The following is a 25,084-nucleotide window of genomic DNA, read 5'->3' as shown; positions in this document are numbered from 1 at the left end:
GGGTTTTTGCTTGAACTAAAAATAGCGATTCGGCGTTACTTAGATTCAAAAAGATTTGAAAAATGGCATTTGAATTTACTGATCAAAATTTTGAGACAGAAGCCCTTCAAGAAGGTAATATCGCAGTAGTAGATTTTTGGGCAGAATGGTGCGGACCATGCAGACTCGTTTCTCCTGTGATCGACGAGCTGTCCAAAGAGTACTCCGGCAATGTAAAAATAGGTAAACTAAATGTGGACCATAATCCACAAGTTACTACCCAGTACGGCGTTCGTGGTATCCCTACAATATTATTTTTGAAAGATGGAAAAGTAGTAGAGAAACACGTAGGTACAGCCACCAAAGCAACTTTGAAAGCGAAGATTGAAGCTTTAATTTAAGACTTTCCATCTTGTGTAGATTTTTTGTCAGCAAGACAGAAATCACTCCAATGAATGAGTTTTTTTGATTCATATCCGGTACAAGCATTCAACCATCTGGAACTATTGGCCGAACAGGTCGTGGAAGGATTTATCATTGGATTGCACAAATCACCATTTCATGGGTTTAGTGTAGAGTTTGCAGAACACAGATTGTACAATCAGGGAGAATCTACTAAAGACATTGATTGGAAAGTATTTGCCAGGAGTGAAAAATTATTTTCTAAGAAATATGAAGAAGAAACCAATCTGAGATGTCAGATAGTAGTAGATATGTCTTCTTCCATGTTTTTTCCTGAAGAACAACTTTCGGGTGGTTTAATATTAAATAAGTTTAAATTTTCAGCCCTCGGAGCTGCCTGTATCATGAATGTGCTGAAGCGACAACGCGATGCTTTCGGTCTGACTCTTTTTGATGACCAGATACGTGTCCATACTCCTGTCAAATCCAATACCACTCATTACAAGTTACTGCTCTCTCACCTTGACAGAGTGATGCAAATATCCGAATCAAATCGCGGCACAAATGCAATTCAAACTCTGCATGAAGTTGCAGAACAGATCCATCGCAGATCATTGATTATTATTTTCAGTGACCTTTTTGAAGATACTTCCAAATTGGATGATCTTTTTTCAGCTGTTAATCACCTCAAACACAATAAACACGAGGTCATATTATTCCATGTGATGGATCACAAATTTGAACTCGAGTTTGAATTTGAAAATCGGCCTTATTTGTTTGTAGATATAGAGACAGGTGAGAAAGTAAGACTCCAGGCTCATCAAATCAGAGAAGCGTACAAAAAACAAATGAGTGAATTCCGACAAAATATTCATGCCCGAAGCATCCAACATCGCATCGAATATATAGAAGCGGATATCAATTTGGGATATGATTACATTTTACAAAGTTTCTTTTTGAAAAGAAAAAAAATGCTACAATAAAATATCATTCAAATGGCAAAGATTAACCTCTCCAAAATTTCTTCGAAAGCCCAAAAAAAAATAGACAAATCAGAGTACAAGGAAAAACTGAAAGAACTCACTAAGGAAATAGGTGAGCTCTCCGAAAAACTATATGCTGAAAAGAGAAACAATATTTTAATCGTCCTTCAAGGTATGGACGCCAGTGGAAAAGATGGTGTAGCTAAAACGGTATTCAAATATTGTCCTCCACTTGTGGTAGATGCACATCCATTTAAAAAACCTAGCGAAGAGGAATTTGCCCACGATTTTCTTTGGAGAGTCCATAAAGTCGTTCCGGCCAAAGGACAGATAAAATTATTCATCAGATCACATTATGAAGATATATTAATCCAAAAAGTACATAAATGGATTGATGACAAAAAGGCAAAAAACAGATTGGAGTCCATCAACCAATTTGAGCATTTGCTCGTACAGGATAACAACACTACTATACTCAAATTTTATCTCCATCTTTCACACGAAAAACAATTGGAAAAACTCGAAGAACGTAAAACGCATCCGGAAAAACAATGGAAGTATAATGCCGCCGATTTCGAGGAGAGTAAATTGTGGGATCAATATATGAAAGCCTATGAAGCAGCCTTCAACGGAAGTAAATATCCTTGGCATATTATTCCATCCGACCAGAGATGGTATCGCAATTATTGCGTGGCCCTCATTGTCCGCGATGCATTAAAAAGCCTAAAACCCAAATATCCTACGCTCAAGAATGTCTGAAAAGATACGTGTGGACAAGTGGCTGTGGGCCGTCAGGATTTACAAGTCCAGAACTGCCTCTACAGACGCTTGCAAAGCAGGAAAGATCAGCATTGGAAATTCAGAAATAAAACCATCTTACTTGGTTCAGTCAGGCCAAGTACTCGAGGTGCGCAAAAACGGATTCAGCTTTCTATTCAAAGTCATCAAACCCATCAGCAAAAGAGTCTCTGCTCCTGAGGCTATACTTGCTTATGAAAATCAGACATCCGAAGATGAATTACAAAAATTCAATAGTTTTTATATCGGTAAAAATAAAGCCGAAATCCGTGACAAAGGAACCGGCAGACCTACTAAGAAAGAACGCCGAGATTTGGAAGAGTACAAACTAGACTTTTTCGATTGGGATGATATCTGAAGCCGAAAAGCGATATATTGCTAGAAATATCATTTCTTTGCATTAAAATCTCAAAATCTTTGAAAAAGGCTCCACCAGCAGACCACCTCCGCTTTGAACAAGAGTTCCTGCCCCATGCAGAAGCACTCAATACTTTTGCCTTTCATTTGACTTATAATGAAGATGATGCTGCTGATTTAGTGCAAGAAACATACATGAAGGCTTTCCGCTTTATCGATAAATTCGAGGAGGGAACTAATGCGAAGGCTTGGTTGTTTAAAATATTGAAGAACGCATACATCAACAACTACCGCAAAAAAAATAAGCGGCCGATGCAAGTTGATTATGAAGAGTCTTCTGCCTATCAGGACGGTGATGATCAGACGCATATCTCAAGCTATGTAGATCTGAGAGAGGAGATTTTCGACAATATGATGGGAGATGAGGTGGAAGCTGCTCTCAATTCCATGCCGGTGGATTTCAAAACAGTGATCCTCTTGTGTGATATTGAAGGATTCAGTTACGAAGAGATTGCAAAAATTATTGACATCCCTGTTGGTACGGTTCGGTCAAGATTGTTTAGAGCCAGAAATATGCTCAAAGAAAAATTGGAGGATTATGCCAAGTCTTTAGGTTATAAAGATTACAGGGGTGACAAAAATCAAAAAAATATGAACGACGACAATTAAAAAATACATATGGACAATTTTACTTCCAATGAACTCAGTCAGAAAATTAACATGTATTTAGATCGAAGTCTAAATGAAGATGATCAAAAAGATCTAATACAAAGAATTGCCCAAAATCCTGAGGGCATGGCTCAGTTTAATCGCGAAAAAAACATCCGCGAAAAATTGAAGGAAAGAGTCCAAAGACACCCTGTTTCTCCGGGACTTATCGCCAGAATTAAAAATTCTCTGGGAAAGTAAAATTTTACCTTACTGATTTTTAGTATATAACTTAATTTCTGACTTGCTCAAATAATCTAAGGCTGTCAGTAATTCCCCATCTGTTTATCAATCTTGCTTGAGAAAGAGATTCTGTGGCATTTTGAATTTGGTTCCAGCTCAAAATGGTGCACTCCTGGCTGAGTTGGACAACCGGAGATCGAGTTTCTCTCAATTTGCTAAGCATCATCCTTTGACACTTATTCTGTTGAGTAATCTTTGCATCGCTAATCGTAAAAAATAAAACAATACCCAACACATACATTCGAATCAGATTAGTATATCTGGAATGATGAATAAATAATGCATGATAAGCCAACATGCTAAGCAAGTAGATAGAAGCAAGGGTGATAGGAAGAAAAGTATCATATCGTATGATATGAGGTCTATAAGGACGAAATCCACCTAGTGGAAGTAACAGTAAATAAAAGATAGAAAATGCCAGTATGAATTTGACGGTAAGTCTTAATTTCAATCTTTGATCTTCTCCAACATTTGGGTGTACAAATAAATAAAACACTATGATTGAAAAAATCAAAACAGGCCAGGCGATTTTCTCAGTCAAAAGGTAGAACAATCCCTGAGGCAACTGCTTATATAAATCCCATAAATGATGTGGATTTGCTGCATTAATCGAATTATGTGTTCCCAATAACAATGAGTATGCCGACAATAAAACGATCGGTAACAACCAGTAATTCCTGTAAAAGATTTGAGTTATACTTTGCCACTTTTGAGACAAACTATTTTTTCCAACTAGCTTAACGGATTCAATGTCAAAGCACAATATAAGTAAACTTAAAATCAGCGCCACTCCGGAATTTAGAGGTCCACTGAATGCAGAAATAAGTGCTACAACAAATAAATATAAAATCACGTATCTGTCGGGCCTAAATACGTTTCTGTTTTGCCAAGATAAGAATGCCGGAATAAAGTACAGGATCACAAAAATGATTGGCATCCCATAAAAGAATAAATAGCTAACAGACGGATCTATAATACCCATCCTGGACTGAAATCCATTGGTTTGAAACAAAGGTGTGATGATCATTGCCGCAATCAGCAAGAAACTCTTGCTGGATTTGAATTGACTACAAACAGCTATACTCAACAATATAATCAGACATATCTGAGCGAATGTCTTGATAAGCGCACAAGAAATGTAAACACTATCTATAGGTTCAAACCATAATTGCAGCTTAGCTGGTACCAGATTAAAATAATGATAAAAAGTCCAGTGGCTGAAAAAGCGATTTGGATTGGCATAAGTAGTATCACTTAAGATTGTAGAAATGCCCAATGGATTTGCCCATAACATATCCAACTCACTTGAAGGCAGAATACCACCGGGCATATCGCCATCTAATATGCTGGCCTTATGCTGAAAAAAGGTAAAGACAATTTTTCCTGCAAAGAATATCAAACAAAATAAAATCCATAATTTATTCTGGGCATTAGATCCTTGTAAAATCCAAAAATTCTTGCTTTTAGGAATATTCATATGAAGGAAATGTACTTTTATGAAATAAAAATCAAACAGATTGGACTTCATGGAAAATCTGTCTATTCTTAACTGACAATTATCTGTCTCTATTGCCTAAGTATCAAAAACAAATAAACTATTGTTTTCATCATCAGAACGAGTAGAAATATTGGGAAAGATGTCTATGGCCGTGTTCATTTTTGGACAAAAAAAAAGAGATCGGCTCATACCCCCCAGCGAACCGACCTCAGAAATTGTTCGTACAGAATTTCTTGAGTACGTTGTCCGTTTTACTGGACAGATAAACATATGCAGAAACCTTGCCAAGTTTGTAGAAAATGAATTTTTTTATAATGTTTGATATATCTTTTTAAACTGCACTCTTCATACGACTGGGCGACAAGCATTTATACAACACATGAATTTATATTAAAAAAATAAAAATACTTAATGGGAAAAACACGATTAAAAAACATTTCAATTTAAAATCCAAAACTTTATTTGCTATGCAGATTATAGTTTAGACCCACCATCAAGTTTACCATTTGGTATCGATCCTGATGTGGTCCAAAAGATTGTGGATTCACCATGTGCTTGTACTGTGCTTGAAAGTTTAGATTCAGTCTTTGGTTGATTTTGTATTCCACACCAAGATTAAAACCAATTGTCACAAAAGCATTATTAGAAATATCTTCTCCGGCAGCTATACCTTGATTAAAAGCCTTTTCACTTACCTTTGCTTGATCTGGAATATTGCTTAAAGGTAGAATTCCGGATTTTCGCAGAATCGTGTCTTTCTCCTCAAATGAATTGTTGACTGCAATATTTAGATCCATCCCTGCCCCTCCAAATACAGCTAAAACTTCTGAAAGCTTCCAATATCGGTCTATGGCAATTGGAATATTGACCAAATGAAATTCTGACTTGAGGTAGCTCAATTTGTGTACATAATCATCACTGGTGTATAGCAGATGGATATCAGGATAAGATTTGAAATGGCAATACCCAACACCCGTTCTCAGGTGGAAGTTTCCATTGACAAAAGCGAGTCCGAATTCTGAGTAAGGCGCCGTTTCTACCCTAGGAGATTGAAATTCCTCTGCGTGCAATGCAACCGAGCTTGTCCTGATAAAACGAACACCTTGACTTACAGAAAACTGTACCGGAGCAACAATTCTATGTTTTTCTTGTCTGTCAGCAATTCTCAACTCGGGAGGGGTGGATTGTTCTACATTCGGCATTTCTTTTCTCTGAGAGGCAAGTTCTCTTTGGATTATGCTTGGCAATACCTGAATCAATTCTATTTTTTTGGGGTGATCTTCCATACTGAGATCCTTTTCATCTCCAATATTTGGTGTCGTGGTTTGATTGCGATCTACCAGATCAAAAGAAGATCTTCTTTCTATTATTTGCTCAGAAGTACTAGTAGAAGATTCTTCTTTTTGATTTGGAATAACCACCGCATGAATTCGACTCAATACATGGTAGTGACTCAAGGCGTTATTAACCTTCTCATATTGTGTGACAGGGACCTGATTAGGTGATATATCTTGTGTACTGTTCTCATTTAGTTTATTTGAATTTGTATGATCAATATTATTGGTGGATTGATAGGCTAATTGTTGAATTATCGATTGGCCTTGAGTAATGATCTCTGTTTGACCTGTGAATAATGTTTTTACAAATTTGTAATCGTCGGCTGTTTTTTGAATTTTTTTGAAGGTATTGTGCTGACTAAAATCGTTTTTATGGAGTACAGCGGGAACCAATATTCGATTTGCAGTCCAAATTAACATCAGCAGTAAGACGGATTCAATTGTGCGAGCATAGATGATCTGCATTTTGCGTCTATGAGCAAGACGTCTTTTGTTCTCAAAATACTCCCAGGTAGCAAACTTCGAACCAGTATGTATACCTCTTAGCTTGTGACGTATACTGTTATCAAACTTCTTGTCTTCTTTCAAACTCTCTTCCAGCCGAGTCCAGGTAGGATCCTTACTTTCAACAGTTTGAAATTCGGCAAGTTTCTTACGCAAAAATTGGTCAAATTCTTTATCTCTCATAGTGCATCAACATTTCTTTTAGTTTCTGACGAGCTTTAACAAGATTTGACCTGGAGGTTCCTTCAGAGATATGTAGAGTATCGGCAATTTCCTTATGTGAATATCCTTCCATCACATAGAGATTGAAAATTGACCGATAAATTGGGCTTAACATCTGAATAGCTTTCATAACGTCCTCTGCATTCAACTCTCCGATGACGTTTTGTCCATCCACCCACACCGTACGAGCTTCATCGAGATCAGTGGTTGACCTTCTGCTTTCTCGGCGATAAAAATCTATCGCCGTATTCACCATAATTCTTCTAATCCAGGCAGAAAGCATGGTTCCAATCTCGTACTTAGGTATATGTTGAAAAACTTTTAGAAAACCGTCATGCAAAATATCCAATGCGTCCTCATGGCTGGAAGAATATCGCATACAAAGACACAACATCTGTTCGTGATACTCTTCGTAAACTAGTTTTTGAGCCCAGTTTTCATTTCTGATACATGCCTGTACCACTTCTTGTTCATTGGATCGTATTGAAATGGAAATATCCATAAAATATTTCTGCTTTTCTATCACTTATAACGCCAAATAAAGCCAAAACGCTGCCTTCAAATTCCAGCATCTGTCACAATAAAAAACAGCACTTTGCAAAAAAGACAGATTTGCCAAATAAAAAATGCCTTTTTGTCCTAAATGTCTGTTTTCTCAAAATTTAGAATCTCAAGAATCGATTCCTGTTGAAATAAATTTTTATTCAGTAAATGAAGGCAACTCCAACCTTGTTTGGATCTATTGGTTATTTTAACTGTTTATGAGCATTGAGTTGAATCGACCATATATCATCCTTACTATTCGGGATCACGAATTAGCAGCAAGGATGGTGGCTTTGGGCATCTGTCCGGGCACTGAATTTCGTATGGTAAGAAGCCACAAGTATATGTCGACCTACATTATCGAAGTTCAGGGAAGACAATTTGCCTTGCGCAGAGAGGAGCTGGATCAAATCATGTTTCAATGAAAATGAGCGAGAGAAAATTTGCACTTGTCGGAAATCCAAATTCCGGAAAATCGACATTATTCAATGCTCTCACCGGTCTTGATCAAAAAGTTGGAAATTTCCCAGGTGTCACTGTGGATCTCTATGAGGGGCACCTCAAGCTGGATGGTACTCACCAGTGTACTTTAGTAGATCTACCCGGCGCCTACAGCCTCCATGCCAACACAAAGGACGAATTTATACTTACAAAACAGCTGGTACATCCCAGTAGCAATCTGAGCATTCATGGGATTATCTATGTACTTGATGCGCGTTATTTGAATAAGCAATTGTTACTCTTGTCTCAGGTATTGGATTTAGGTTTTCAGGTTGTAGTCGCCTTGAGTTTCACAGAGCGTCTTGAGGAAGAAGATAGGTTACACATCACTGAATTCATATCTGAAAACACCTCATGTAAAGTCATCCCTATACATTCCAAATCAGGAAAAGGAATTCTTGAACTACAAGATGCATTGCTTCATTTACCTTCGAACAAAATTTTCCGAAAACCGATTTATCAGATCCCGGTAAGCTACTTAAAAGAGCTAGAATCCAATACGAGCTTGATGGATAAAACTCTTTACCATCGCTTATTGCTCAAACATTATCAGGTAGATCCTGCCGGTAACAATTTTGGGCTAAATCCCTTCTCACATCCGGAATCTATCCATCAGCAGATCCAGGAGACAATGAGCAGGTACACAATTTTGGATAATTGGGTTGCTATATTGAACAAAAAACACCATCCACATACTCCTTCACAAAGCGTTCTAACGCGAAAGCTGGACGCAGTGGCAACCCATCCTTTTTGGGGCTATGTCTTATTTCTTGCGGTTATTCTAGTAGTTTTCCATTCGATATTTTCGCTTGCAACTATACCCATGGACTGGATCGAAGAAGGATTCCTAAAAATCAATCAATTTCTTAGACACCAACTCCCGCAACATTGGAGTGTGGATTTATTGACAGACGGTGTACTCGCTGGTCTCAGTGGTATACTGGTATTTGTTCCTCAAATTGCCATTTTGTTTTTCCTGATCACAATACTGGAGGAAGCAGGTTATATGGCCAGGGTAGTTTTCTTATTTGATAGATTTCTTGGGATATTTGGCTTGAATGGCAGATCCATTATAGGCTTGATCTCTGGAGGTGCATGTGCTGTGCCGGCAATCATGAGTTCAAGAACAATTGGAAGCTGGCGAGATCGTTTACTCACCATGTTTGTAATACCACTTATACCATGTTCTGCGAGAATCCCTGTGTATGCAGCACTGGTAGGATTTCTCATTCCAACATCTGCAAAAGGCTGGTGGGTCAATCCGCAAGGATTGGTATTTGTTGGGCTTTATGCTCTTGGGATAGTTGCCGCTTTACTCACTGCTTTACTCTTGAAGCAGTTTGTCAAAACTGAAGAAAAATCTTTCCTTTTAATCCAACTTCCGGATTACCAATTGCCGTATTTTAAACAAGTCCTTTCCAATACCTGGCACAAAGTATATAGTTTTATTTCAGAAGCCGGAAAAATTATCATCATCATGTCGATGATCATTTGGTTTTTATGTACTTATTCTTTCCCTGGGAGATTAGACAAGGTTGAAACAAATCTAAATGCTGAAATGCAGGATAAAAATTTGACCGATATCGAGAAAGCAAATATTATCAGCGCTGCAAAACTTGAAAATTCATTTGCGGGAATCATAGGTAAACATATAGAACCAGCGATAAAGCCGCTAGGATTCGATTGGAAAATTGGAATTGCTCTTCTCACATCATTTGCAGCCAGAGAAGTGTTTGTCGGTACTATGGCTACGATTTATCAACTTGGCTCAGAAGTAGAAGATCTAAAACTGCGTGAAAGAATGCAGGTTGAGAAGCGAGCAGATGGAAGTAAATTCTTCAATATGAAGACTGCTCTATCACTTATTTTGTTTTATGCTTTTGCCATGCAATGCATGAGCACTTTGGCAGTCATGAAACGGGAAACGGGAAATTGGAAGTGGCCACTCCTACAATTCATCTACATGAGTGCCCTGGCTTATTTGAGCAGCTTGTTGGTATATCAGCTTTTATAATTTTTATTACTACGAAGTGATCTTTTGATCAATGCCAAATTAATTTTCTGATGAAAATATAATTTCACTTCAGAATCATCAGCTGGAAGATTGTCAGAATATTTAGAAATTTCAAATTGGGATCATTTCATTTAACCTTGATTTTAACTTAAAGATCGTAATGAGAATTAATTGACGATGATATAAAAGCTTTGAATGACTAAATATTGACAGCTCCAATTGATCCAATGAGTTGAGTTGACCAAAAAGGAACCCAGCACAGGATAACTTGGTTTGTTTACAAATAAATCTATTATTACTGATCAGGCATAATGTAAAGTTTCGAGTTTGCAGTTCCGCAGACCCGTAAGAGTATTTAAGTTTTATGAATTGTATATCAATAAAAAATCCCTGTTGTGCTGCAACAGGGATTTAATTTTTTATCAAAATTTACTATGAAATAACTCCGGTGGATAGAGTTTAATAATTGCTCACTAATCGGCCTACTTGAGAGCCTTGCTTCAAGCCTGCTTCCAAACTAAACCTGTAATTGATCCCGCCGTATAGATTTGACAAGGCAATTTCTTCAGCCATTTGGTTAAAGTTTTTGTAGGTACGAGGATTACCATCGATATCTTTGCGATAAAAATGAGTCGCATCAGTAAATGAATAATTATAACCAAAAATTGAACCCAAAACTTCTGCGGTAGCACTTGCAATGGATGCCTGAGCTGAACAAAATTCTGGTGTAGCAGGTGTGTTTAACAAGGAGATAAATCTCGCGTCTATATAATTGCGGATATAATTTTCCGGTCTTACTGTATTGTATGTAAAGATTGTTTTCCAGCTGGTGACGATAGCATCATGCATGGCCATGGTGACTTTCATCAAAATAGCAGAAGCTTCAGGAAGACTTTTATTTTCTTGGTTTATTAAATTCAATGTGAGAAGGAGCATATGACCAGGAGTTGTGATTCCATTTTTTTGGTCATCGTTCCAATACTTAACTACTCTTTCTTCTTCATAATTGAGATTGAATGTGCGATTTCTCACTTCCAAAGCATACGCATACATTTCAGAATTTCTTTCTTCAGAAAACTGTGGTGGAGTTGCGTCCACTATTTCCACGTTGCTTAGATTGCTAAAAGTACGGACTGAACCCCAATAAGGCAAGAGGGGTTTTTTTCCAGCAGTATTGATTGGTGACCAAACTCCTGCTCCCTCAGGAATTTTAAAATTATTGGGATAATTGTTGACGAAAGCTTCGTCCTGACCATCTGTTTTAGAATAAGCATAAACTGCTTCTGCCATCTTCACTCCAAAATCACGTGATCTTTCTTTTGTTTCCGTGGAAGCCTGAGCGTCATAACTAGCTGCGGAATTCAAATAAAGGTCTTCAATCATTTTATTGTTAGCAGAAGGAATACTCCTGTACAATGACTTGATAAGATGATAGCACATTTCATTGCTTGCCAGATTCCAGTCGATCTGACCGCTACTGATCAGTGAAGGCATTTTAAGGTGATCAATCCCCTCAAGATTATTTGTGAAAGATGAGTAAGCAGGATTTCCATAGCTTGAAGTAAGATAAAGACCCATGCTCAAATAGGCAAAAGATCTGGCTGCAACTGGTGCAACAAATCCAGGGGCATCTTTCACAATTGTCACTGCAAGTCTAGACCACTCTTGGGCAATCTTGCTGTCTACTTGATCTGAAAGATTTGTTGGTGTAGTGGGGGTTTCTTCTTTGGAACAAGATCCTGCAAGCATTAGGAAGGTGAAGCCCAATACCGCACTTTTCAAAGAAAATACATCAAATCGCCTCATGACAGTTTAGTTTTTATAGTTTTCAATATTTTATACTAAGCTGCTTGCCACTTGGGCAAGGTGATTGAGGCCTTGGATAGACATTATCCAAAGAACAAAGGGAAGAATACGCCACGAAGATAAATACTACCTAGTCATTCTCCAATTTTTGTTCGCACTTTTTTTAAAAAATCAGGGTTTCCATGTAAAAAATTCATATATATAAATATTTAACGCTGTGCCAAAGTCCGCAAGTACTGTTTCTTAGAGTCCATGGGATATTCAATCCTTTTTTACTACATCAATATAGAACTTGGTGGAACTGACTATAGGATCGGTATTGGCTATGATATCGACATCTACGATCTGAGGTCCTTCCTTGCCTGAACTATTGTATCGGATATGAATCGGGCTTCTCTTACCCACCCTTACCGGCAATCTGGTATAATCCAGTTTCGTACATTCGCAGGCAGTGACCAATTCGATGACTAAATCCCCTGGACCCTGATTTGTAAAATAGACGGTCGTCTCGTAAGCCTGCCCTTCAATTACTTTACCAAAATGGTAAGCGCTTGAATCAAAAACGATGCTTGCGTGCTTTCCAAGGGTATCCGGAGGAATAGTAGATTGGTCCTTCAACGTCACATCATTTGGAATACTAGCTTGCTTAGCGCTCCTACACCCGGCAAGACCAAAAAAAAGAAATCCAACTATGACAACAGCCATTTTATATCTAAAAGTCATATTCAATCTGTTTTTGCAAATATAAAATGAGTTTTGTTGTTATAGTATTGAGGCTTGCTTTGATCGCAATTATACTGCAGTTGTCATGCAAAAAAGACATCATCCAGCTAAAATTTATCTAAGCATAAACACACACAGTTTCAATATATATATTTGTACCATGTTAAAAGCCTGTTCATTATTAAAGTTCCTGCTATTATTTCTTTTTTGCGTACAAATTGCTCAGGCACAGTACTTTGGGCGCAACAAACCACGATATAGCAACTTTGATTTTAAGATATTGAAGACAGATCACTTTGATATTTATTATTATGATCTGGACAGTTCAAGGATCGCACAGATAGGAGAATGGTTTGAAGTGTGGTATGACCGTCATTCCAGAACATTCGGAGATATTTTTGTTCGGAATAATCCGGTTATATTGTATAACAACCATTCAGATTTTCAACAAACATTTGCCATTCAGGGCAATATCGATGTAGGAACCGGAGGAGTTACTGAAGGTCTAAGAAATCGAGTGGTATTACCGTTGGCGTTAACCAACGAGCAAACTTTCCATGTCATCGGACATGAACTGGTACACGCCTTCCAGTATGAAACCATACTCAAAGGAGATTCGACCTCAATTGAATCATTCCAGTTTTTCCCTCTATGGATGATAGAAGGTATGGCAGAATATCTGTCAATTGGTAGCAAAGATGCACATACTTCTATGTGGATGCGCGATGCATATATGAATCATAACATCCCTGAATTGGATAAAATGGATCGACCTCAATATTTTCCTTATCGATTTGGTCAGGCGTTTTGGGCTTATTTTGGTGGAAGCTATGGTGACTCGTTGATAAAGCCTTTTTTTCTTGAGGTTGCTAAACGGGGTTTGACATTCGCTACAGAAGATGTGCTTCATATCTCAGCAGATTCTCTCTCAAAAAAATGGCAGCAAACTCTCAGCGAACATTACAAGAGGCAAGTGGCAACAAGTGCAAAAGATGTGCCTGGTCGTAAAATTGTCGATGACAAAAATTCCGGTGAAATCAATATCTCTCCCACTTTGAGCCCGAACGGAAAGTACATTGCTTTTCTTTCTGAAAAAGATCTGTTTACCACGGATCTTTATCTTGCTGATGCCAACTCGGGAAAAATCTTGCGCAAATTATACAGTGCAACAAAGGAAGGACACATAGATCAGCTCAACAGTATAGAATCCGCAGGATCTTGGAGCCCGGATAGCAAGGAGATCGCTTTTTCAGCATTTAAAGGTGGACATTCTGTGCTTTTGATTAAAAAAGCTGAAAACGGAAAAACCAGCAAAGAAATCAGCATAGCTAAATTGCCATTTTTTGCTCATCCTGCATGGTCACCTGATGGAAAGTCAATTATACTGTCCGGAATGGTCAATGGCCAGACAGATCTTTTTCAATACATTTTTAAAACAAAGGAGCTTCATCGACTCACAGATGATCCATATTCCGAGATTCAGGCTGACTGGTCAAAAGATGGTTCAAAGATTGTATTTGCAACTGATGAATTAAGTATGAATGATGCGAAATTGGGCAATCAATGGCTACATAATATTGCAATAATGGATATGAAAACTTCCTCCAAAAGACTGGTTCAAATTTTTAGAGAGTCAAATAATCTTAACCCTCAATTCATCAATGACAATGACCTTGTTTTCTTGAGCGACAATGACGGCTACCGCAACATGTATCGATACAATATGGAAACTGAAAAAGTGGATAAACTTACCCAGGTGGCAACCGGAATTACAAATATAACTCCTTATGGACCTGCGATCTCCATTTCCAGCAATCGGGATAAGATCATTTATAGTTATTATTCTGACAATTCCTACCAGATTTACCAGGTGTTGGAAGACAAAATTAAACCACTTGAAATCAAGCCAAATGAGCAAAAAAAAGGTGCAGATGAACTTCCAGTATTCAATGATGCAGCTCCCGGATTAGTCAATGCATTAGTACATTCTCCAAGAACAACTGACAGCAGTACTCAAGCCCAAATCACGCCCTACAAAAGTAAATTTCGACTTTCTTACATTGGGGCTGCTAGTGGCATTGGATATGGCAATCAAATCGGACAGAGTTCAGCAATAGGAGCTGCTGGAGGAATTGATTTATTGTTTAATGACATTCTTGGTAATCATCAGCTTTATACAGGCCTTGCCATGAATGGTGATTTTATTGATGTAGCCGGTGCTGTCACCTACATAAATTACAGCAATAGATTACCATGGGGTCTCACTACTTCTCATACACCCAGCAGGTTTGTCAATTACACACAGGCCTATGAATTCAAACGATATGTCGACGAGGATGGTAACGAGTTTACCGCATTAGCGGATACAACTGATCTCTTACGCATTTTTGAAGATCAGCTTGGAGTATTTGTTCAATATCCTTTGTCTATCACCAAGAGGTTGGAAGCTGGTGCCGGTCTCTCATATCGATTCTTCCGCTATGACCAAATAGTAGAATACTATGGAGATTACAATCGCTTTAATTACTATGGAGAATCCCGGACTAAATTACCTACCGGAGACCAGATTCAATTGGGTCCTTACACTATATCGAAAGGGTTTCTCTACAATCTGAGTACCGCTTTTGTCGGAGATAACAGCTACTTCGGAATGTGCTCTCCATTAGCCGGTTACAGATACAGGTTTGGATTAGATCAGTACTTTGGCCAGTATCAATTTTCATCTTTGACGCTGGATGCCAGAAAGTATTTTTGGATCAAACCCATTTCCCTTGCTTTGCGAGCGCTGCACTTTGCAAGATTTGGTCAGGATGCGCTTAATTTCTATCCTACTCTTTTGGGACAGTACGGATTGATGCATGGTTTTGGTTACTCTCAGTTAGATAAGCTGCGAACGCGATATGGCATTGAATACGAGCAAATCAGCGGAGCCAATATAGCCCTTGGGTCTGTAGAAATCAGGCTCCCACTGTTGGGACCTAAAAAACTATCTTTGCTGACGTTCCCTTATTTACCAACCGAACTCAATTTGTTTGTTGACGGGGGCATTGCCTGGGACAAATATTCAGATTTTAGTGAAGAGATTGATTTTTTCAAACCCTTACCTGTATTTAGTACAGGAGTAGGATTGCGATTTAACCTATTTGGAGCATTGATCATAGAACCCTATGCAGCTTGGCCTTTGATAGAAAACACTCAGGTTACATACGGCTTGAACTTATTGCCGGGATGGTAATCTAAAATTGAGAATAAATGAATGAAATGAGAAGAGAGAGCAGGTATTGTGGTAGCCAATGTGAATCCTGGCCAAATCAAATTTTCTTGTGAGCTTTCAAGCCACACTCTAGGAACTCGCTATATGAATCCACCCCATCACGATACCCTCTCGGGCGAGCCAAAATTTCCTCTTCCGGACTGATCAATACGTAAAGTGGTTGGCTATTTTGTTCGAAATTCAAAATTTGATGGTCGGCCCATTTATTTCCAATGGTACGAAGTACAGTATTCCTTGGAATTGAAAGCAGCTTTTCAGATAACTCTTTTGGGTCGTCACAATATAACGAAACCAGAACAAATTGATTCGCAATGAGATTTCTGACCTTATCAGCAACCCAGATCCTGTCTTCTGTCCGCCTGCAATTCTGACAGAAAATACCTGTGTAGTCCAAAAGTATGGGCTTATTCGTCTCTTTAGCATAGCTCAGTCCTTCTGTATAATCCTTGAAGCAGTCAAGATTATTAGCACATTTTGTAAATGAGATAAACCTGCTTTTTAGTTCAGGGTTGAGCTCAGCTTCAGGCAAAAATAAATTGTAAGTTGAAGGCGGTGCAATACCGCTCATCACATTGAGTGATCTATAGGAATTGACTTCTTTGTTGTAGATAAAACCCGATCCAAGGTATAAAGTCATAGCCAGAGCTGCTACGGCAAATAGCAATCTCAAGGCAGACAATTTCTTTACCGGACTGTCATGTGGAAATCTGATCAATCCAAACAGATAAAGTGTCATCAATGCAAAAAGTATCACCCATAAAGCCATAAATATTTCATAAGGAAGCACATTCCATTTTCTAGACATGTCTGCATTCGACAAAAATTTAAGTGCCAAAGCAAGCTCTAGAAAGCCAAGAACTACCTTGACATTTGTCATCCAGCTGCCTGATTTTGGCAAAGAATTGAGCCAAGCGGGGAAAGCAGCAAAAAAACCAAACGGTATGGCTAAAGCGAGAGAAAATCCAAGCATGACCAAAAAAGGTCCGGTAGTAGACTTTGCTGATTCTACCAGTGCTGATCCAACAATAGGACCGGTACATGAAAAAGAGACTAATGCAAGAGTGAATGCCATAAAAAAAATGCCTATGATTCCTCCGGTATCAGAAAGTCTATCGGATTTGCTTGTCCAGGAACTAGGAAGTGTGATTTCGAAATACCCAAAGAATGAGAACGCAAACACCACAAAAATGATGAAGAAAATCAGATTTGCCACCCAGTTGGTAGAAAGTTCATTGAGAGCTGTTGCACCAAAAACTGCGGTAATCAACAGCCCGATTGTCACATAAATAAAAATGATGCTCAGACTGTAAATAATCGCATTTCGGATTCCACTTTTACGAGAATCTTTTGTAAAAAAAGAGACTGTAAGCGGAATCATAGGAAACACACATGGGGTCAACAATGCCAATAATCCACCCAGAAAGCCAAATATAAACGTCCAAAGGTGATTGTCAGACTTTGTGAGTTCTTCTCCACAATCTCCTAGTGGCTGCAACAAGCCCTTTCTCAGATGTTCATTCGTTTGATCAATGCTACCACCCTTAAAATCGGATGGTGGAACATTCATGCCCACTCCTGTTCCCATACCTTCGAATTCTAGTTTTGAAGAAGATGGGTGAAAGGTAAATGCAAGTGTTTTTGGTGGGAGGCATTTTGTAGCATCGCATGTCTGATAAGTAATACTGCCTTTGACAGGAACTTGTGGGTCAGTGACTTCGATCTCTTGGGTCATTGTCACTGATTCTTTGAATTTTATCAGGTTCATTTCGAAAATATCATCGAATCCTTCAATTCTATGGTCCGATTTTTCCTGAAGTTCTCCTTTTGTTTTAAAATGACTTCCCTGCTCAAAGTCAACGGTTGTAGGTATAGGTCCATCAGGTCCTATTTTATTGGCATAAACAGACCAGCCTTCATCCATTTTAAGGTTGAATACCAGTTTATAGTTTTGATTTTGGCCTGCTTCAGTTTTCATAGTAACTTTTACAGGATCAAGCAATTTAGCCGTAGAAACTACTTGAGCATCCGTAGGAAGACCTCCTTGATTTTGTGACTTACCTAGGTTAAAACTGAAAGCCTGGGGTGAAGGTGGGATACATTTTTCGCTGTTGCAGCTCATGAAATAAACTTCTGCTTCTATGGGTACAGCAGTATCCTTCACTTTAATTTTCTGAACAAAATCAACTTGGTGGTAATATTTTGCTACCACTAAATTGTCGAAAAGTGGTTCGGGACCTTTTTTTAGTTCTCCTTTTTCAAAGGCTTTTCCGATCAATTGAAAATGAGGTGCAGCTTTGATGGTAATTTCAGTGGGAGATGCTGCATTTGGGTCAGAAGACTGTGAATAAATTGCCCAACCATCGTCCATCTTGGCAGAAAAGACAAGTTCGTATTCTCCCGAACCCAACTCCTTTACTGATTGTGTCCAATGTACCGGGGTAAGAATCTGGGCTTGCAACCAATTCAAGGAACTCAGCATCAAAAACAACACGAAGAACCTGTGGTTTGAATATTGAAAGGTCATATACAAGGAAATAATTTTTCGAAAAACAAAAATATAGTCAATTTGCCTTAAAAAATACCAGACAAGTTATAATTAACCCAATTTTAACTGCCATCAACAGGCTTCAGCAACAACTTCGGTTACTTCCGGCACCATACGTTTGAGCAAACCTTCGATACCAGATTTCAATGTTACAGTACTGGATGGACAACCACTGCAGGAGCCTTGCATCATGACAGTCACAACCCCCTGATGGTATGATTTGAATTCAATATTGCCGCCATCCATTTCAACTGCAGGTTTGACGTAATTATTGATCATTTCTTTTATTCTCCTCACGATTTCAGTATCCTTTTCGTCGTACTTGCCCTGATCCTGAATTTTTTCCTCTGCTTGTATGTGATCAGCATACAGTTCACTGACTATAGCTTTTTCTTCTTCTATATAACTCTTGATAAAATCTTTAGCCGGCAACATAATTTCATGCCAAGACTCAGTCGATTTTTTTGTGATCGTCACAAAGTTATTGCTGATATAAACGGCCTGCACATAAGCTTTTTCAAATAAAGCAGCAGCAAGCGGGGACCATTTCTCTGCCTGTTCTTTTGTTTTGAACTCTGCAATCCCTCTGTACAGCATCTTGTTGGAAACAAACTTCAGAGATTCAGGATTGGGTGTTTGTTCTGTATAAAGTAAGACAGGTTGTTTGGTAGTTACTTCCATGATAGATCTGATTTGTCAATAGAACATCTTTATCTTAAAAAAGATCATTCCGAAAGGCATGAACTAATAGATTAAAGCCAAGTCTGAGGTCTTTAGTTAGCTCGTCAACTTCATGATAAGCAAAAGGAAATTAAAATAGATCCCTCTGACCCAAATAGAAGGGGCAGCAGCAAAATAGAGTTGAAATGCTGTATAAAATGGAGGTCGGTTCTACATCTGCCATGCATAGCGCTGGTATTAGTCATTTCAGTCTTAGCGTTTGCCAGAATAGGAGGGCTTCTTATTAAGAAAATGATTAGCTCAAGCGCTTGGAATTTACATATTGAGTCATATCCGGTAGACATAGTTTATGATCAAGCATGATGGAGCCATTCAATGAAAAAAAGGAGTCTTTGGAAACACAGTTATCAAATAAATAATTCCTCTGAAAGTGACCGGCTCACTTCGTTGAGTAATTCAGGTAGCAAAGACTTCAGGGACTCTGAAAAGTTTTAGTCTTCATCCGGATCGGATTGCACTGCACCAACAGTTTTGTGCATCAAATATGCTTTGAGAAATTCGTCTATATAACCATCTAGCACAACGTCAGTCTGGGAGGACTGATACCCGGTACGGTGATCTTTTACCCGACGGTCGTCCAGAACGTATGATCTGATCTGGGAACCCCATTCGTTCTTCATTTTAGTGGCTTCGACTTTGTCGCGTTCCTCAAGTTGTCGCTGCAACTCTCGTTCGTAAAGTTTTGACTTGAGCACTTGCATTGCCTTGTCTCTGTTTTGGTGCTGTGATCGCTCTTGCTGGCATTCCACCACAATTCCACTTGGCAAGTGTCTGACCCTAACTGCTGATTCTGTTTTATTGACATGCTGTCCCCCCGCTCCACTGGAACGAAAGGTATCCCATTCCAAATCTGCAGGGTTGATTTGGACTTCAATTCTGTCATCCACAAGGGGATGAACAAATATTGATGAAAAGGAAGTCATCCGCTTTCCTTGTGCATTGAAGGGAGACACCCTGACGAGACGATGTACTCCATTTTCGCCTTTTAGCATTCCATATGCGAAATCTCCATTGATTTCTAATTCTGCCGTTTTTACTCCGGCGACGTCTCCATCCTGCTGGTTAATTATTGATACTTTAAATCCATTGCGTTCTCCCCACATTTTATACATCCGCAGTAAGATGGAAGACCAATCGCAAGCTTCCGTTCCTCCTGCACCACTATTGATCTCCACAAAGCAACTGAGCTCATCTTCGGGCTTGTTTAATGTAGATTTGAATTCGATCTCTTCCATTTCTTTCAGAGCAAGCTGGTACTTTTCTTCCAGTTCCTCTTCAGTCGCTTCTCCCAGATCTACGAATTCCAATATGACATCTATATCATCCACGGCAGACTGCGCCTTGTTGAAGGAACTGAGCCAATTTTTGGCGAATTTGATCTCTTTCATGATCAATTCTGCCCGTGGACCATTGGACCAAAAGTCTGGATCCAATGTGTGTTGTTCTTTATCTTCTAATTCGAGTTTCTTCCTATCGACGTCAAAGAAACCTCCTTAGCTCACTGAGCCTTTGCTTGAGATCTTTTAATTGATCCAATGTCATGGTGTGATTTTTAATTTACTGAATAAAGTTTATTTAACATCCACTACCTCCATGAAAAACATCAGTTCTTCATTAGGTGGAATAATCGGTGGATTTCCTTTCTCTCCGTAAGCCAGATGCGGCGGAACAAAAAGACAAGCTTTTGTGCCTTTTGGAAAAAGTGTCAAAGCTTCTTCCCATCCTGGGATCACTGTTTTAGCCCCCAGAGTTACTTCGATTGGCTTGCCAAATGAATAAGAATCATCAAATCTCGATCCTTTCAAAAAAGCGCCATAGTAACTTACAGTTGCAACATTTCCAGATTTCCCCGGAGCACCGCTACCATTTTCAAGAATAACATACTTGAGCCCCGATGAAGTGGATTTCAGTTTATTTCCCAATTTCTTCTGGTTATAGTCTTCCAGTATGGGTTGCATTTGCAGCCAAACGTCTGATGCAGCCTGTCGGTTTGCAGGATTTAGAAATTTTTCATTCTCCTCAGAAGGAGCCATCTGGTTCTTTTTGATTTCCTCTGCAAGGACTTCTTCCTGAGTTTTAATGGCTTTTACGACGACAGTATATTTGAATCTATCTCCTGAGGCAGCATTGTAAACTCTCTGCTCCAAAGGCAGTAATTCTTTATAAATACTTGCACTATCTCCTACTTTCATCTGATGAATCAGTTCCATGACAGGATTTACTGCAGATGCTGACTTCACCAGTGGAACGACTTGAATGATGCTTAACTCATCCGGGCTTGCAGGCCTGCTAATCAGCGAATCGCCAATATAGTTGTACATCTGAACCGAAACAAAATCCTTATCCTTAATTGCCTGACCTTTACCTTGTGTATGGATAATAAAATCGAGTCCATTTAAACTTTTTTTAGTGGACTCACTTTTGCAGGCCCACAAAAAAACGGACAAAGCCAACAGTATGTAGTGATACGTTTTCATGTATCGATAGATTTTTGTACCAGGATTACCCCAGAATTAATTAGCAGCAGGGTATGCCTCAATATAAAACATCAACTCCGAATTTGCAGGGATTGGCCCATTCTCTTTTTCACCATAAGCAAGTGTAGCAGGAATGAAAAAGCTCACTTTGGAACCTTCTTTCATCAGAGAAACACCCTCTTCCCATCCTGGGATAACTCGTCCCTGACCCAAAGGAAAACTAAATACCTCTCCTCTAGACCAAGAATCGTCGAACTTTGTACCTTCTTTTACTAAAAGACCATAATAGTTGACGTGTGCATTCTTTCCTGCCTGAAGTTGTGCACCAGTGCCTTCTTCATGAACATAGTACTGCAATCCACTAGGAGTACTCATGATTTTGGATTTTAAAGCACCGGATTTGTAGTCTGAGAGTGTTTTCTTCGCCAATGCTTCAATTGTTGGCAGTTGAGCTTTTAACTCTTCCATTTTCTGGTCCTTGATTTTTTTCTCAGCTTCCATTTCAGCATTGTAATCAGCTTCTGACTTAATATCAACCAATGCGATTTCAAAATCCAGATTTTGCACTGTTTCCGGAAGACCTAATTGCTTTTTAAATTCAGGTAAGAGTTCCTGAGTGGCAACCGCTTTATCTCCTTTGGACATAAATGTCAACACTTCCTCAATAGGTTGAGAATTTTTAGGATCTTTCTTTTCTAATTTCGGCATTTTTGCTTTAATCACAGGAGCATTTGACTCAGAATCATAAAGCAATGAATCTTTAATTTTTACTTTGTAAGTGAAGTAGGCATACTGACCTTCTTTAATGGTTTCTCCGGGTTGATCCTCAGTGATTTTATACTGGTGACCGTTGATGGTTTTTTTCATGCCGCCACCCATGTTGCTGCAAGAGGAAAGAATGCTTGCTATGATTAGAGCACTCATTAGAAATTTGATATTCATGATTTTTTTTGATTTAAAGGCTGCAAATATAGGCTAAAAGCAATTACAAATAATGCACTACTGCTGTCATTACAATGTCATTGACAGTTTGAGAGCAATATAGACTTTTCAGTAGAAACTATTCTATACCAAATCCGATACCCTACTGCTTTTTTAAGCTAATCCGGAAAGAAAAAACTATCTGCAATGACTCATTATTTCAGTGGAGCTAGCTCTTTGCCCTCTTGAATAGCTGTAGCCTTTATTTCCTGTTTGGGAGAATCAATGCTTGAATGATGTCCTGAGCCATATATTTTTCCAAGGATCGGAGCGATAGTCAATCCAACCAGACAGGTTAGTTTTATGAGTATATTCATTGAAGGGCCGGAGGTATCTTTGAAAGGATCTCCTACGGTATCACCTATCACTGCCGCTTTATGTGGCTCACTGCCTTTGAAGAATTTCTGACCATTGATCTCTACTCCTGCCTCAAATGATTTCTTGGCATTGTCCCATGCACCACCTGCATTATTTTGGAAAATAGCCCATAAAACACCACTTACGCAGACTCCTGCCATATATGAGCCTAATGCTTCCGGTCCCATAACGAAACCAATGATAACCGGCACGATTATAGTGATCGATCCCGGCAACATCATCTCTCTGAGGGCAGCACGAGTCGATATTTCCACACACTTTCCGTATTCAGGTTTTCCCGTACCTTCCATAATACCAGGAATCTCTCTGAACTGTCTTCTCACTTCGTTGACCATATCCATAGCTGCTTTTCCGACGGATCTCATAGCAAATGCAGAAAACACAACGGGTATCATACCCCCTACAAACAGTGCAGCCAGTACATCTGCTTTAAATATATTGATACCTTCTATACCCGTAAAAGTGACATAGGCTGCAAACAAACCAAGAGCTGTCAGTGCCGCTGAGGCAATGGCAAATCCTTTGCCGATGGCTGCAGTAGTATTTCCTACTGAATCGAGAATGTCTGTCTTGGTGCGAACTTCTTTGGGAAGCTCACTCATTTCGGCAATTCCACCTGCATTGTCAGCTATCGGACCAAATGCGTCTATAGCCAATTGCATGGCTGTTGTAGCCATCATTGCGGAGGCTGCTATTGCCACTCCGTAAAATCCGGCCAAGGTATATGCACCCCAGATCGCTGCAGCAAACAACAGCACCGGACCCGCAGTGCTCAACATACCATTGCTCAATCCACCTATAATATTGGTGGCCGCACCGGTTCCTGATTTTTGAACAATATCATTTACAGGACCTTTTCCCAATCCTGTGTAATGTTCAGTTAAAAAAGAGATAGCACCTCCGACAAATAGTCCAATGACGACTGCAAAGAATACGTCATTTGGAGTTACGGATAGCAAACCCTTGCCGAAGAAATTCATCTTCATCTCCATTGGAAGCATCCAGTGTATACAAAAATAAGCAGCAATGGCTGTCAATATGATTGAACTCCAGTTGCCTAAATTTAATGCTGATTGTACCTTTTGCTCACGAGCATTATCGTCATTGACATTGACAAGGAAAGTGCCTAAAATAGAGAATACTATTCCCAATCCTGCCAGCAAAATCGGTAATAAAATAGGTCCCAATCCGCCGAAATTATCTGTGACAGCTCCCCCCATATCTCTGATCACATAGTTCCCAAGCACCATAGCAGCCAGTACGGTTGCAACATAAGAACCGAAAAGGTCTGCACCCATTCCCGCAACATCTCCCACATTGTTTCCAACATTGTCAGCAATCGTAGCAGGGTTTCTAGGATCATCCTCAGGAATTCCCGCTTCCACTTTTCCTACCAAATCAGCACCTACGTCAGCTGCTTTAGTGTAAATACCGCCTCCGACACGAGCAAACAGAGCAATTGACTCTGCTCCTAAAGAAAATCCCGCCAGAACTTCAAGAATAACACTCATAGCCTCAACAGGAATACGGTTGATACCTTTGATCGTAGCTTCGGACCAGGCACCATTCATATAATATTGAAAGAATAATGCAAACAAAGTACTCAATCCCAAAACAGCAAGACCTGCAACACCCAATCCCATCACAGTGCCACCTCTAAACGACACTCTAAGAGCCTGCTTCAGACTTGTTCGCGCTGCATTAGTAGTCCTTACATTTGCTTTGGTAGCAATTTTCATCCCCACATAACCCGCCGACACCGAGAACAATGCTCCAAGCACAAAGGCAACAACAATCAACCAGTGGGTAGAATCTACCTGAGTGCTGAGCAGCCCTAATGCTACTCCGGCTATCACCACAAATATGGCCAAAACGCGATACTCTGCCTTGAGAAATGACATAGCACCTTCAGCGATGCTGTCAGAAATTTCAATCATTTTTGAATCACCTGCTGGTTGCTTAGCAACCCAAGAATAGAGATAGGCCATATAGACGAGACCTATTAAACCAAATACAGGTAGTATATACACCAAATTTTCCATAAGTGAATTTCATTTTGAGGCGCAAAGA

Annotated in this window: 20 protein-coding genes; 9 read left to right on the top strand and 11 right to left on the bottom strand. The window is 39.2% G+C overall.

Going from position 1 to position 25,084, the window contains the following annotated elements:
• Window positions 1-62: 62 nt before the first annotated feature.
• From trxA to IPI99_08010, 6 genes are read left to right on the top strand one after another with little or no spacing between them, the layout of a single operon-like run.
• Window positions 63-380, top strand: coding sequence for a thioredoxin (trxA, locus tag IPI99_08035; protein MBK7340462.1), 318 nt, complete (start codon window positions 63-65; stop codon window positions 378-380).
• 54 nt (window positions 381-434) lie between these two features.
• The gene (locus IPI99_08030; GenBank protein ID MBK7340461.1) at window positions 435-1,364 is read left to right on the top strand and encodes a DUF58 domain-containing protein; all 930 of its coding nucleotides are present in this window, start codon (window positions 435-437) and stop codon (window positions 1,362-1,364) included.
• 12 nt (window positions 1,365-1,376) lie between these two features.
• Window positions 1,377-2,123, top strand: coding sequence for a polyphosphate kinase (locus IPI99_08025; protein ID MBK7340460.1), 747 nt, complete (start codon window positions 1,377-1,379; stop codon window positions 2,121-2,123).
• Window positions 2,116-2,520 (top strand): RNA-binding S4 domain-containing protein, encoded by a 405-nt coding sequence (locus IPI99_08020; GenBank protein ID MBK7340459.1) that lies wholly within the window; start codon window positions 2,116-2,118, stop codon window positions 2,518-2,520. The genes IPI99_08025 and IPI99_08020 overlap by 8 nt, the downstream gene beginning before the upstream one ends.
• Window positions 2,521-2,561: 41 nt before the next feature.
• Window positions 2,562-3,188, top strand: a complete 627-nt coding sequence (locus tag IPI99_08015) for a sigma-70 family RNA polymerase sigma factor (protein MBK7340458.1) — start codon at window positions 2,562-2,564, stop codon at window positions 3,186-3,188.
• A 9-nt stretch (window positions 3,189-3,197) separates the two neighbouring features.
• The gene (locus IPI99_08010) at window positions 3,198-3,428 is read left to right on the top strand and encodes a hypothetical protein (GenBank protein ID MBK7340457.1); all 231 of its coding nucleotides are present in this window, start codon (window positions 3,198-3,200) and stop codon (window positions 3,426-3,428) included.
• A 31-nt stretch (window positions 3,429-3,459) separates the two neighbouring features.
• On the opposite strand, the gene IPI99_08005 is transcribed toward IPI99_08010, so the two are convergent.
• The 3 genes from IPI99_08005 to IPI99_07995 form a co-directional block, all read right to left on the bottom strand.
• Window positions 3,460-4,947 (bottom strand): hypothetical protein, encoded by a 1,488-nt coding sequence (locus tag IPI99_08005; protein ID MBK7340456.1) that lies wholly within the window; start codon window positions 4,945-4,947, stop codon window positions 3,460-3,462.
• Window positions 4,948-5,426: 479 nt separating this feature from the next.
• Window positions 5,427-6,992, bottom strand: a complete 1,566-nt coding sequence (locus tag IPI99_08000; GenBank protein MBK7340455.1) for a hypothetical protein — start codon at window positions 6,990-6,992, stop codon at window positions 5,427-5,429.
• A complete protein-coding gene (locus tag IPI99_07995) occupies window positions 6,982-7,533 on the bottom strand; it encodes an RNA polymerase sigma factor (protein MBK7340454.1) in 552 nt (183 codons plus the stop codon). The genes IPI99_08000 and IPI99_07995 overlap by 11 nt, the downstream gene beginning before the upstream one ends.
• A 259-nt stretch (window positions 7,534-7,792) precedes the next feature.
• Between IPI99_07995 and IPI99_07990 the strand changes: the two genes are divergently transcribed.
• Both IPI99_07990 and feoB read left to right on the top strand, forming a co-directional pair.
• The gene (locus IPI99_07990; GenBank protein ID MBK7340453.1) at window positions 7,793-7,999 is read left to right on the top strand and encodes a ferrous iron transport protein A; all 207 of its coding nucleotides are present in this window, start codon (window positions 7,793-7,795) and stop codon (window positions 7,997-7,999) included.
• Between the two features lie 2 nt (window positions 8,000-8,001).
• Window positions 8,002-10,089 carry a ferrous iron transport protein B gene (gene feoB / locus IPI99_07985; GenBank protein MBK7340452.1) on the top strand — a complete coding sequence of 696 codons (2,088 nt, stop codon included), beginning with the start codon at window positions 8,002-8,004 and terminating at the stop codon, window positions 10,087-10,089.
• A gap of 459 nt (window positions 10,090-10,548) precedes the next feature.
• On the opposite strand, the gene IPI99_07980 is transcribed toward feoB, so the two are convergent.
• Both IPI99_07980 and IPI99_07975 read right to left on the bottom strand, forming a co-directional pair.
• Window positions 10,549-11,895, bottom strand: a complete 1,347-nt coding sequence (locus IPI99_07980; GenBank protein MBK7340451.1) for a vanadium-dependent haloperoxidase — start codon at window positions 11,893-11,895, stop codon at window positions 10,549-10,551.
• 261 nt (window positions 11,896-12,156) lie between these two features.
• Window positions 12,157-12,600: a DUF1573 domain-containing protein gene (locus tag IPI99_07975; protein ID MBK7340450.1), complete on the bottom strand. Its 444-nt coding sequence runs from the start codon at window positions 12,598-12,600 to the stop codon at window positions 12,157-12,159.
• A 298-nt stretch (window positions 12,601-12,898) separates the two neighbouring features.
• Between IPI99_07975 and IPI99_07970 the strand changes: the two genes are divergently transcribed.
• The gene (locus IPI99_07970) at window positions 12,899-15,853 is read left to right on the top strand and encodes a PD40 domain-containing protein (protein ID MBK7340449.1); all 2,955 of its coding nucleotides are present in this window, start codon (window positions 12,899-12,901) and stop codon (window positions 15,851-15,853) included.
• A gap of 76 nt (window positions 15,854-15,929) precedes the next feature.
• Here the strand turns inward: IPI99_07970 and IPI99_07965 are convergent, their stop codons facing one another.
• The 6 genes from IPI99_07965 to IPI99_07940 all read right to left on the bottom strand — a co-directional run bounded on the left by IPI99_07965 (window position 15,930) and on the right by IPI99_07940 (window position 25,056).
• Entirely contained in the window at window positions 15,930-18,416 is a 2,487-nt protein-coding gene (locus tag IPI99_07965) for a thioredoxin family protein (GenBank protein MBK7340448.1), read from the bottom strand.
• 93 nt (window positions 18,417-18,509) lie between these two features.
• The gene (locus IPI99_07960) at window positions 18,510-19,118 is read right to left on the bottom strand and encodes a NifU family protein (protein ID MBK7340447.1); all 609 of its coding nucleotides are present in this window, start codon (window positions 19,116-19,118) and stop codon (window positions 18,510-18,512) included.
• Between the two features lie 491 nt (window positions 19,119-19,609).
• Window positions 19,610-20,720, bottom strand: a protein-coding gene (prfB, locus tag IPI99_07955; GenBank protein ID MBK7340446.1) for a peptide chain release factor 2 whose coding sequence is annotated in 2 segments (ribosomal slippage) — window positions 19,610-20,671 and window positions 20,673-20,720 — 1,110 coding nt in all. Because the reading frame shifts where the segments join, the coding sequence is not laid out codon by codon here.
• 29 nt (window positions 20,721-20,749) lie between these two features.
• Window positions 20,750-21,655, bottom strand: coding sequence for an FKBP-type peptidyl-prolyl cis-trans isomerase (locus IPI99_07950; GenBank protein ID MBK7340445.1), 906 nt, complete (start codon window positions 21,653-21,655; stop codon window positions 20,750-20,752).
• 36 nt (window positions 21,656-21,691) lie between these two features.
• On the bottom strand, window positions 21,692-22,597 hold the full coding sequence (locus tag IPI99_07945; GenBank protein MBK7340444.1) for an FKBP-type peptidyl-prolyl cis-trans isomerase: 906 nt from the start codon (window positions 22,595-22,597) through the stop codon (window positions 21,692-21,694).
• A 194-nt stretch (window positions 22,598-22,791) separates the two neighbouring features.
• A complete protein-coding gene (locus tag IPI99_07940) occupies window positions 22,792-25,056 on the bottom strand; it encodes a sodium-translocating pyrophosphatase (GenBank protein ID MBK7340443.1) in 2,265 nt (754 codons plus the stop codon).
• Window positions 25,057-25,084 lie beyond the last annotated feature (28 nt).

This window comes from Saprospiraceae bacterium (assembly GCA_016710235.1).
Classification (GTDB): domain Bacteria; phylum Bacteroidota; class Bacteroidia; order Chitinophagales; family Saprospiraceae; genus Vicinibacter.
The sequence above is the reverse complement of the archived record's forward strand: the minus strand, read 5'-3'. Positions and strand labels throughout refer to the sequence as shown.